Annotated in this window: 12 protein-coding genes; 4 read left to right on the top strand and 8 right to left on the bottom strand. The window is 45.1% G+C overall.

Annotation, left to right across the window (positions count from 1 at the left end; genetic code table 11):
- Window positions 1–221: 221 nt before the first annotated feature.
- From QZ076_RS14940 to QZ076_RS14930, 3 genes are all read right to left on the bottom strand, one after another.
- Entirely contained in the window at window positions 222–1,439 is a 1,218-nt protein-coding gene (locus QZ076_RS14940; protein ID WP_293714368.1) for a sugar MFS transporter, read from the bottom strand.
- 10 nt (window positions 1,440–1,449) lie between these two features.
- Window positions 1,450–1,791 (bottom strand): L-rhamnose mutarotase, encoded by a 342-nt coding sequence (locus tag QZ076_RS14935; protein ID WP_075558471.1) that lies wholly within the window; start codon window positions 1,789–1,791, stop codon window positions 1,450–1,452.
- Window positions 1,792–1,883: 92 nt separating this feature from the next.
- Entirely contained in the window at window positions 1,884–3,368 is a 1,485-nt protein-coding gene (locus tag QZ076_RS14930) for a DUF4153 domain-containing protein (RefSeq protein ID WP_293714365.1), read from the bottom strand.
- Window positions 3,369–3,527: 159 nt separating this feature from the next.
- On the opposite strand from QZ076_RS14930, the gene QZ076_RS14925 reads away from it, so the two are divergent.
- The gene (locus tag QZ076_RS14925; protein WP_293714363.1) at window positions 3,528–4,010 is read left to right on the top strand and encodes a ferritin; all 483 of its coding nucleotides are present in this window, start codon (window positions 3,528–3,530) and stop codon (window positions 4,008–4,010) included.
- A 166-nt stretch (window positions 4,011–4,176) separates the two neighbouring features.
- On the opposite strand, the gene QZ076_RS14920 is transcribed toward QZ076_RS14925, so the two are convergent.
- The 5 genes from QZ076_RS14920 to QZ076_RS14900 form a co-directional block, all read right to left on the bottom strand.
- On the bottom strand, window positions 4,177–4,953 hold the full coding sequence (locus QZ076_RS14920; protein WP_293714361.1) for a GDSL-type esterase/lipase family protein: 777 nt from the start codon (window positions 4,951–4,953) through the stop codon (window positions 4,177–4,179).
- A complete protein-coding gene (locus tag QZ076_RS14915; RefSeq protein ID WP_293714359.1) occupies window positions 4,901–5,839 on the bottom strand; it encodes a glycine betaine ABC transporter substrate-binding protein in 939 nt (312 codons plus the stop codon). Before QZ076_RS14915 ends, QZ076_RS14920 begins: the two co-directional genes overlap by 53 nt.
- 30 nt (window positions 5,840–5,869) lie before the next feature.
- Window positions 5,870–6,685: a proline/glycine betaine ABC transporter permease gene (locus tag QZ076_RS14910; protein WP_075558476.1), complete on the bottom strand. Its 816-nt coding sequence runs from the start codon at window positions 6,683–6,685 to the stop codon at window positions 5,870–5,872.
- Window positions 6,682–7,908, bottom strand: coding sequence for a glycine betaine/L-proline ABC transporter ATP-binding protein (locus QZ076_RS14905; protein WP_293714357.1), 1,227 nt, complete (start codon window positions 7,906–7,908; stop codon window positions 6,682–6,684). The genes QZ076_RS14910 and QZ076_RS14905 overlap by 4 nt, the downstream gene beginning before the upstream one ends.
- Before the next feature lie 203 nt (window positions 7,909–8,111).
- Window positions 8,112–8,534, bottom strand: coding sequence for a hypothetical protein (locus QZ076_RS14900; protein ID WP_293714355.1), 423 nt, complete (start codon window positions 8,532–8,534; stop codon window positions 8,112–8,114).
- Between the two features lie 705 nt (window positions 8,535–9,239).
- On the opposite strand from QZ076_RS14900, the gene QZ076_RS14895 reads away from it, so the two are divergent.
- The 3 genes from QZ076_RS14895 to QZ076_RS14885 are packed head-to-tail and all read left to right on the top strand — an operon-like array spanning window position 9,240 to window position 11,353.
- Window positions 9,240–10,088, top strand: a complete 849-nt coding sequence (locus QZ076_RS14895) for a DUF3298 and DUF4163 domain-containing protein (protein ID WP_293714353.1) — start codon at window positions 9,240–9,242, stop codon at window positions 10,086–10,088.
- A gap of 9 nt (window positions 10,089–10,097) precedes the next feature.
- Window positions 10,098–10,718, top strand: coding sequence for a 16S rRNA (guanine(527)-N(7))-methyltransferase RsmG (gene rsmG / locus QZ076_RS14890; RefSeq protein WP_129732467.1), 621 nt, complete (start codon window positions 10,098–10,100; stop codon window positions 10,716–10,718).
- Window positions 10,715–11,353, top strand: coding sequence for an MBL fold metallo-hydrolase (locus tag QZ076_RS14885; RefSeq protein ID WP_293714348.1), 639 nt, complete (start codon window positions 10,715–10,717; stop codon window positions 11,351–11,353). Before rsmG ends, QZ076_RS14885 begins: the two co-directional genes overlap by 4 nt.
- Window positions 11,354–11,363: the final 10 nt, after the last annotated feature.

The following is an 11,363-nucleotide window of genomic DNA, read 5'->3' as shown; positions in this document are numbered from 1 at the left end:
TTCGTTCATTTTTTTATTATACAAATCGTCCGATAAATGACTAAAAAAAACGACCCTTATTTTTAGTCACACCAATTAACATCCGTACCTCTTATTTTTCAAGATACAAAGTACAATTTATCCTCGTTTTTTAACAATTGTTTTTTCTCTTTCCTCGGAAGATTAGAAAAAGAATGTTAAGGCTTTGATCATTGGTTTGAGACGTATCATATTGTGAAAATTTATTTGCACTTAATGGCAAAATAAAGAATATAAAGGAAAGCAATCAGGGGTACGAAGAAACCGATTGCCATATTTTCCGCTCCGATATATCCCATCAACATCGGACTGAATGCGCCACCGGCAACTCCCATTACAATATAAGAAGAAGCCTTTTTGGTGTAGCCTCCCATACCTTCCAGACCCAATGCGAAGATAGTCGGGAACATGATCGACATAAAGAAGAAAGAAAGATAAAGCGCGTATAAAGAAACCGTTCCGGCCGAGACAACCACGAGAGCCATACAAACGGCATCCGCCAGGGCGAACCAGGTCAATAGCTTACCGGGCGACATCCATTTCATTGTGAAGCTACCAGACAGGCGGCCGATCATGAACAACGCCATACCGCCGAAAGCCAGGATACGAGAGGCCTCGATATTCGTCATCCCAGGGTCGAGCTCTGTTACATAGTTGATGAAGAAACTAAAAATTCCGGTCTGTGCCGCACAGTAGCAGAACTGGGCAATGACCGCACGCACGAACTGGCGGTGTTTCCAAATGCCGGTGGCAGGCAATTTCACGTCCGCCGGAGTTTCTTCCTGATCCTCCGCTTTTACTTCCGGTAGGCGGGTAAAGAAGAAGAGGACAGCAACCAATAATACGATACTTCCGACAAGGATATAAGGCTTTGTCAAGGCAAAGGCATCGCCCTCGGCACCTCCGAAGATCAACGCGCCACCGACCAATGGCCCGAGTATCCATCCCAATCCGTTGAACGACTGCGAGAGGTTCAGACGTTGTGCACCCGACTCCGACGGCCCCAGGATCGTGGAGTACGGATTAGCTGCCGTTTCCAATATACACAATCCGCAGGCGATGATGAATAGTGCGACCAGGAAAGGCGTAGCCGAATGCAGGAATGCTGCCGGGATGAAAGCGAACGCGCCGGCCGCAAACAACAACAATCCGAGGATGATACCTTTCTTATATCCGTAGCGTTTCATAAACATTCCTGCGGGAAGGGCCATCAGGAAATAGGCGATATAGGTAGAGAATTGCACCAGTCCGCTTTCGGCTTTCGTCATGGTGAATGCGCCCTGGAAATGCTTGTTCAGTACGTCGAGTAATCCGTGAGCGAATCCCCACAAAAGGAACAGGCTGGTGATAAGTATAAAAGGTAACAGGTATGATTTACCGTTCGGAGCGGCGAATAAGCTTTGTTTGTTTTTCTTTTCCATCTGATTATTTTTATTCGGGAAGTTTGAATATCCGGTCCATGAGCTGCCATTTTTCTGCCGAGGAAGCACCGGGGGCGACCTGTTGGTAGCGGGCTACAAAGTCCTCCCATTCGGCCTGCCGGTCGAGGGTGGCGAGACGGGCAAAGGCGGTGTCCCAGTCGAAGTCGTCGGGTGTTTCAAGGATCATGAACAGGCGGTTACCGAGGCGGTAGATCTGCATATCCAGTATGCCTACTTCACGGATACCCTGGCCGATCTCGGGCCAAAAATTCTCAGGCGAATGCCAATACATGTATTCCTGTATCAGCTTTTCGTCGTCTTTCAAGTCTAGTGTCTGACAATATCTCTTCATAACTAAAATATTAAGGAAACGCAAAGGTACTATTTTCTGTTAATAAATGAAGGCATAATTAAGGCGTCCGGGAATGCCGGACGCCTGGCGGGTTATTTCTTTTGCAGGTAACAGGCCGGAGTCATGTAGGAAACCCGATAGGCCGAATCGGACGAAGAACGGTAGAGGCTGATCGTCTGAAAAACGAGCTTTGCCGAATCCATATCAAACTCAAGAAGAATGGGAAAAGCCTCTTCGGGGATGGTGTCGCCGGGCTGGATGCCAGCTTTGGAAAGCTGGTTATTCCAGAAGGTGGAGATAGCTTCGCTGTAAACAGTCTCTTCCGCTTTGTTAAAAATATAAAATGTGTCCCGTTCGATGGCCGTCCACATACCGTTGCCACTTCTGTATCCGCTGATGGGTATCAATGTCCGGTAACCGGAAATATCGACCGGAGAATTGCCATCGATCTCTACGAAGGAACGGTAATCGTAGGTCGTTTCCTTCGGGGGATAATTGCCGCGCCGGGTTTGTGAGATCCGTTCGATATCTTCTGCCGTGATACCGGGTATATAGGTTACGGCCGACAGGAAAACGATAGCCAGGCATGCTGCATACAGGTAACGTCCCCACTGCCGGGTGAGAAACAGTCCGACAAGGCCGGTCAGGATACCCCCGACTGCCACCAGATAAACGCGCGGCTCGGTGAATCCGTACTGGTTGATGCGGTAGTAGACCCCGATCCAGTACATCACCAGTGCGGGTAATACGGCGAAGCTGGCATATCGGTAAAACCAGTCGTAATACCGTTTCGAAAGAAAGACCTGGCATCCCTTCAAAATAAAGGTAGCCGAAACGAAGCTGACAACGATATAGGCGACCGCTCCTTTCGGCAACGACCAGAGGACAGCTATCTTCACGAAGTAAAGATACAGGATCACCGCGTAGATCAACAGGGCCGGCGAAAGTACATAGTTCAGTAAAACTTCAAACAGGCGGTTGCGGCTCTCCTCCCCTTCCTCTTTCGCCTGGTTGAACATCAGGAACAACAGGGGCATGGCGCACATATATATAATGTAGGCGGCTTCGGTATAGAACCGCCGGTCGCCTCCCTGCCATATCTCGAATATATATTGTATGGAGACGTAGATCGAAATCGCCAACAGGTATGCGATACCCGCTAACAGTCCGGCCGACAGCATCGCTTTCATATACCGGAGGGCAACGCGCACAAATTCATCGTTCTCTTTCTTCCAGCCGCTCACCAGGTAGACGAGTTGCACGATGATAAGCGATACGAGGTACTGGGGCGTCCATATCTTCTCCATCGTCCACCAGAAAAAAGGCAGGCAAAAAAGGGCGGACAGGTAATAGATCCAGCGGTAGGACGTTTGCGAGAAGAGTCCGTTCAACGTATAGGTTGCCAGGAACAGGACGGGGAAATAGACCAGCGGAGTTTCCAGAAACTTATATTCGTATCCGCTTTCGAAATGGATGCATCCCAGCAGTGCGAAAGCTACCGATAGCAGTACTTCCACCGGATGCAGGCGGATGGCCAGCCGCAGCCGGGCAATCAGTATCTCTGTTTTCTTTTTCATATACGATATTTTTAGTTATAAAACGAAGATAAGGATTTCTTATTACATTAATATAAAGGATAGCATATATCCGATGCAACAAATCGTATTCTATCCGAACAAATTCGGAAGCTGTTTGTTTTATAAGTAAAACTATAAACATATATAAAACATACAGCTATGACTTTAAGTAGAAAATTATCCGATGCTCTTAACGAGCAGATCCTTGCAGAGATGTGGTCTTCAAACCTTTATCTGTCGATGTCCATTCATTTTGCCCAATTGGGGTTGGACGGTTGCGCACACTGGATGAAAAAGCAGTCGCAGGAAGAGTTGGAACATGCGTATTCAATGATCGATTATTCGATCAAGCGGGGTGGACAGGTTAAGCTGGACCAGATCAATGTGGTTCCGACAGCCTTCGGTACGCCTCAGGAGATATTCGAACATGTATATCAACATGAAGTACATGTATCCGAGTTGATCGACAAACTGGTAGACGTGGCCGCAGCCGAGAAGGACAAGGCTACCCAGGATTTCTTGTGGGGTTTTGTGCGTGAACAGGTTGAAGAAGAAGCGACTGCCAGGAATATTGTGGAGAAGCTCAAGATGTATGGCGAACATCACATCGCCATTATGGATCATCATTTGGGTAAAAGATAAATATAGGCTATTAGTTATTATTGAGTTTTTCTGTTAAAATCCGGCTTGTCGCTTTTCTGCCATTAAGCTGCATCCGGTAAAAATAAAAAATCCATCCGGAAGAGATTCGTTTCCCATCCGGATGGATATTTTTTTGCCCATAGGTATTTCCTAATTAACGGATTCTCTATTCTAATGCTTTCATGATCGCTTTTCCCCAAAGCTGCCCTAAAACGGCTGCTCCCTTCTCATTGGGGTGAAGGTAGAAAGTTCCGGCATTCCCGTCTTCGGGGAAAAGATCCGTTTGATAATTCTCTTTGAAATAATCGAAGCCATCGGTATCTCCCATGAAAACCTGGCCGGGGAAACGTTTGCCGTAGTCCGTCACCAGCGATTGCAATACGGGGTAATAGTTCTGCAAACGGTTCAGTCCTTCTTTCAGGTACATCGCCCCGTTATAGGTGTTCGGACTATACCATACCGGACGATGCAGGACAATCTTGCAGTTCGGATATAACGCCAATAACCGGTCGATGATCGCCTTCATGTTCTCTCCATATTTTTCCGGGGAAGCCGGGGCACCGTTCGGGCCGGTAATCGCGCTGTCGTTCGTTCCGAGCATAATGGAGAAGACCAGTGTGGCCCATGTTTCGTCTGCAAACTTGTCGGCCGCCGCTTTTGCTATCGGGAAAAGTTTTTCCGTCTGGGGCAGGTAGTCGGTAGTCGTGCAGCCGCTCACGCCCTGGTTCGAGTACTTTACCGAAGTGACGGAGGGTTGTTTAGTCAGGTACAGGGCAGCTTTGACGGGCGGAGCATCATGCGTAGGGTTCTTGATCAACGCTCCTTCCGTTATACTGTTTCCTATAAATACGACATTCAAATTTTTCATATTCTCTCCTTTAATAAAAGGACTACCGATTGCCAGTGCCAGCAACAGGCATGTTATTTTCCCGGTCAGTTTCATATTCGTTTTGCAGAGTTAATTGATTTGTTTGCGAAGATAAAAATAAATCAACTATTTCCGGATGCTTTTTCAACCAAACTTTCGCTCCTTCCAATTCCCGCATCGGATACTGCTCCATGATGTCCATAAGCTCACTCAACTGGTCGCCTGTGAACTTGAAGTTACGGAAGAACCGGGCTACGTCGGGATGTGTTTGCGAGAAGCCTTTGGTAGCAACGGCTACAATATGTTCGGCATCTCCGTAAATTCCTTTGCGGTCTTCCAGAAACTTCAAATTATACCGTGAAAACATCCAATGGGGCATCCAGCCGGTGACAACGATCCATTCATTATGCTCGACCGACTTCTGCAAAAAAGCGGTCATGGTCGGCCCGCTCGATGGCATCAGTTTCAGTGACAGGTCATATTCTTTGACGACCTCTTCCGTCAGGTTCATCAGGCTGGCACCGATATCGATACCGATAATTTCGTTGTTGAAGCGTTCCTTATTCGTCTCCAATTCCTCTATCGTATTGATTGTTACGTAGGAAGGGACGGCCAAACCCAGACGTGCATTGTCGAACGGCACACCGACTGCTTCCAACCGGTCGCCGTATTGCCGCATGTAGTCGACATGCGTATTCGGAAGCCAGGCATCCAGGAAAAGGTCTACTTTTCCCGCAGCGACTGAAGTAAAGATAGGCGCGATGTCTGCATTTTTCAACGTGACTTTGTATCCCTGCTCCTCCAACATCGCTTTAGCCAGATAGCTCATGGCAATCCCTTCCGACCAGTTCACGTAACCGATCGAGATCTCTTTCGGATCTTTCTCCCGGCTACACCCGGAAAGGAACATAATGACTGCCAGAAGCAGGATTAAACTGATAAGTATAACTAATCTTCTCATAAAAATTTCTTTTTTGTTAATCACTCGGGATTATCTCTTACGGACAAATCCCTGGGTTATACGGTCGAGCACGATAGCCAGAATCACAACGGCTATACCTCCTTCAAAACCGAGCCCGATCTTCATCTGGGTAATTCCTTTCAATACGATCTCGCCCAAACCTCCGGCAGAAATCATCGCAGCGATCACTACCATCGACAAGGCCATCATGATCGTCTGGTTAACTCCGGTCATAATCGTCGGCAATGCTAGCGGCAACTGCACCTTAAACAATAACTGCCGCGAAGTCGCTCCGAACGACCGGGTCGCCTCCACAATATCCTCCGGAACCTGACGGATACCCAAGTCTGTCAGGCGAACTACCGGCGGCATTGCAAAGATCACCGTGGCAAAAGCTCCCGGTACAGGCCCAAGCCCGAAAAATAATACGGCAGGAATCAGATAAACGAAGGCAGGCATCGTCTGCATCAAATCCATTAGCGGACGGATTATTTTGGCGGCTATGTTGTTGCGTGCCGTCCAGATTCCTAACGGTACACCCAGTACCAGGGCGATAACCGTAGAGGATAAGACCAGGGCTACCGTTTGCATCGTCTGTTCCCAGAAGCCCATCCCATAAATTAGGAATAGCCCCAGCAGGGTAAGTACCGCTGTACCTTTCCCCGCTTTAAACCAGGCTAAAACGGTTAGTGCCAGGATCATCACATAAAACGGTATCCATAATAAACCGTGTTGGAAGCCGTCGATAAAGCTACCGATGCCATTATTTATTATATCAAAGAAAGGGGCCCAATGTTCTGTCAGCCAGTTGATGGCTATTTCTATATATTGTCCGATATTAATCATAAATCTATTGCGTTTTGAATTATTTCTTCTATTTCTTTCTGGTCTTTCCCGGTCATTTCAATGATGATGGCGGAGGGGGAGACAACTCCGATCAGCCGGTTCCCATCATCGACGACAGGTAAAGCTTGGCGTACTTTCGGAAGCAACGGAAGCATATCCTCCACCGTCGTGTTCTCCAATACGGAAGGGACTTCCTTGAGGACAATGGAAGCAACATCTTTACTTCCCTCTTTTCGCAACTTCAGAACATCCTTATATTGTATTTCGCCGATGAACTGATCCTCACTTCCTATGACCGGCAAAGCATATAAACGTTTCTCGCGCATCTTGCGCAGGATAGTCTCAGGCCCTTCTTTCCGGAGCCTGACCACGACCGGCTGTTTCAGCATGATCGAAGAAGCTGTGACGATACGTCCCCGGTCTACGCTCTCTGTAAAACGGGTGACATAGGCGTTGGCCGGATCTGTCAGTATCTCTTCGGGGGTACCGACCTGTACGATCTCGCCGTCTTTCATAATTGCAATACGGTCGCCGAGCTTGATCGCTTCGTCCAGGTCGTGGGTAATGAAGACAATCGTCCTTTTCATCTTTTCCTGTAACAAGAGCAACTCGTCCTGCATCTGTTCGCGGATAAGCGGGTCGAGGGCGGAGAAGGCCTCATCCATCAGAAGTACCTCCGGGTTGTTTGCCAATGCGCGGGCCAGCCCGACACGCTGTTGCATACCTCCCGACAATTCGTCCACCCGCTGCTTTTCGTATCCTTTCAGGCCGACAAGCAAAACACTTTCCTGCGCTTTCTTCTCCCGTTCTTCTTTAGGAACACCTTGCAACTCCAGGCCAAACGACACATTGCTTAATACCGTACGGTGGGGTAATAGTCCGAAATGCTGGAAAACCATAGCCAGTTCTTTTCTGCGTATTTGTAATAACTCTTTATCGGATGAACGGGTGATGTCGACACCGTCCAGACGAATCTCCCCCATCGAAGGTTCGTTCAGCCGGTTAATGCATCGCAGTAATGTCGATTTTCCGCTACCGGACAGTCCCATGATTACGAACATCTCTCCTTCTTCTATCTCCAGGTTGGCGTTACGTACAGCTACAGTGCATCCTGTCGCCTTGAGGATCTTCTGTTTACTTTTTCCTTTTAAAATCATCTTTTTCGCTTTGGCCTTCTCAGGTCCGAAAAGGATAGATAAGTTTTTTATTTCAATTTTTGCCATATATATTTTGGGTTTATGATACAACGATCTTAACTCCCCGAACGCATCGTTCAGACAAGTATTATTCTGTGCCGGATTCATCGTGTGAGTCCGGCAAATTTCTAACCGTAAAATTTTGAATTATTTTATCTCAGGTGGTGACCTTTACTCTATGCCACATTTATAAAACAAGCAAACGTTGATTTAGTTCATTTAAAGCACATTTATAAATAAAAAGTTTTTATTACATACTCTTTCAAATGCCACCAGGCAAATTGTATATTTCCACTAAATATCCAATACCAGACCAACAAAGGGTTTGCATCCGGATGGTTCTTTTCGGGGCAAATATCTATTAATTTCCAGGCCGAAGTGTTACCGGATAATAAATAAACATACCCATTTCTTAATAAGACTTCTAAACTACCTTGAAATTCAAGAATATGAATGACATCTGAAAAATATATGATATTTTTGCGGGAAGAAGTCTCCTGCAGGTTCGGAGTTATGGAATCAGGATAAAGAACCAGTCGGGAAGTCTCCGGCAAGATCAATGCAGTATCTGTGAAGTGTATTTGATGTATTGCTGCATAAGTCTGGACCTGCCAGCAAATTTCAAAAGGGCTAACCGGCTCCAGCTGTTTCAAAAAGTAAAGGGTTAATTTATCTTTGAGATCTTTTTTCAGAAACATACCATACATGATTCAAGGCTAACAAACTATCCATCAATTCCCCGACTGGATAAAACAAAAAAAGAAGCGTGGAAACTGTTTATATATAGACATTGAGGCTCTCGACAGGCCCCCCAACAATATATATAACAGTACCACGCTCTTATCCATATACACGAATCAATTTTAAACAATTCTATATTGTGCATAGATAGACAAGAACATCTGCATTCACTGCCTATTATTTGTTGGGAATGAAATTGTCGAGATTTCAATGCCAAATAATATTTAAAACGCTTATGTCCAATAAAAAAAGCAATGCGCATTGCAACTCCTTGCATTTCATGCGCGGGACAAAGATAAGCAGAAGATTTAAATAATCAATTTTTCGTAAAAAAATATATGCTAAATCTTCCATAAACAGCCACTATACCGCCTGTTTCCTCTACAACAGATTTTATCTTATGACATCAATCAGATCGTTTCAATAGTCATATGATTAGTTAAAAAATATTACCCGGTAGGCTAATTTCATTTACCCGGTATATTAATCCTATTTACATGACATAGTATGACAAATTGATAGATGGAGAAGATTTATAAAATCGGTTATCTATTCGGTAATTCGGAGATAAACATGTACATTTGCAATTTAAAGTATAAAATTAAATCTGTATCACAATGAAGACGCAATTATGCCAGAAATTGGTGGCTCTATTTCTTATAAGTATTTTTGTCAGTGGTTGTAATATCGGGACAAAAAAGACAGCGGATAACGATATAAAATTCGACTCGATCAGTGTGGATAAAACCTATCATTTGCTTGAAAATCCGGAGAACCCGAATTGTAACCTGCAAATAAACTTTACATTTCCGGTACAGTCAGAGAATAAAGAGATACTGAAAAAGATCCAGCAGCAATTCGTGTCATCCTACTTTGGTGATAACTATGAGACATTGTCTCCCGAAGAGGCTACCGCCAAATACACGGAAGATTATCTGAACAGCTATAAAGAATTGGAAGAAGAATACAAGGCTGAAGTTGCGAAAGCAGATGAAACTCCGGTCGGAGCTTGGTTCTCTTACTTTGAAATGTCGTCGGATGATATTGCTTATAACAAAAATGATATTCTGAGTTATACAGTCAACTTTGACAACTACACAGGCGGCGCGCATGGTGCACACTCGTTCACCAACCACGTCATCAACACAAAAACAGGAGACCTGATCAAAGAAGAAGATATATTTATCGAAAACTTCCAGGACGATCTGGCTCAGATATTGGTAGACCGGATTGCTAAACAAAACAATGTTGATAATCCTAAAGAACTGGAAAGTGTTGGGTTTTTCAGTGTAGAAGAAATTTTCCCTAATGGGAATTTCCTGATAGACGACTATGGTATTACCTATACATTTAATGAATATGAGATCGCAGCCTATGTAGTCGGTGCAACGAATGTACATCTTCCGTATGAAGAAATACAATACCTGCTCAAAAAAGATAGTCCGATCGCTCATCTGGCATTTTAAAAACAATCTATGGAACTTATAAAAACTTATTTCCCGGAGCTAAGTGAAAAGCAACTGACACAGTACGAAGCTCTGTATGATTTATATACTGATTGGAATTCAAAGATCAACGTCATATCCCGTAAAGATATAGAGAATCTGTATCCGCATCATGTGCTCCATTCACTGGGGCTAACTAAAATGATGAAGTTCAAAAACGGCTCTACCGTAATGGATATAGGTACAGGGGGGGGATTTCCGGGAATTCCCCTGGCAATCTTCTTTCCGGAAGTGCAGTTCCATCTGGTCGACAGCATTGGAAAAAAGATCAAGGTCGGACAGGCGGTAGCGGAAGCAATCGGCCTGAAAAACGTAACTTTCCGTCATTGCCGTGCCGAAGAAGAAAAACAACAATTCGACTTCGTTGTCAGTCGGGCCGTTATGCCTTTAGGCGATCTGATCAAAATTTCCCGTAAAAACATAAAAAAGGAACAGCAGAACGCACTTCCCAATGGGCTGATCTGCCTGAAAGGAGGCGAACTCCAACACGAGATACATGCTTACCAGAAACAAGCGATCGTTATCGAATTGGGGGAGCATTTCAAAGAAGAATTTTTCCAAACTAAAAAAGTTGTATACGTACCGCTATGATTACAATACAAGCATTTCAATTTAATTACTTTCAGGAAAACACCTTCGTATTGTATGACGATACGAAAGAAGCAGTCATTATCGACTGTGGTTGTTGCCGTAAAGAAGAAGAGAAAGCACTGAGTGACTTTATCTCCGAAAATAAGCTGGTAGTAAAGCATTTGCTCTGCACCCATCTTCATCTGGATCATGTCTTCGGCAATCCGTTTGTATATAAGACGTATGGCCTGAAACCGGAGGCAAACAAGGCGGATGTTGAACAGCTTCCTGCTCCTGAAGAGCAAGCGAGACTATTCGGCGTTCCCGGTAAAATGGAAAATATTCCGGTTGGGAAATACCTGGCAGGTAATGAAGTGGTCAAATTCGGGCATTCCGAATTAGTGGTACTGACCGTTCCCGGACATTCACCCGGCAGTGTAGCGTTCTATAATAAGAAAAACGGCTTTGTCATTGTGGGTGATGCCTTGTTTGCAAACAGTATCGGACGTACAGACTTGTGGGGCGGAAACCAGGAAGTCCTGATAGCCGCAATTAACGATAAACTGTTATCTCTTCCTGACGAAACAGTCGTTTATCCCGGTCACGGTCCGGAAACAACAATCATCGACGAAAAATTAAACAATCCTTATTTATAAACACATTAAA

The organism is uncultured Parabacteroides sp., from assembly GCF_905196875.1.
In the GTDB taxonomy this organism is placed as follows: Bacteria; Bacteroidota; Bacteroidia; order Bacteroidales; family Tannerellaceae; genus Parabacteroides.
This window is presented reverse-complemented; position numbering and strand designations above follow the sequence as displayed.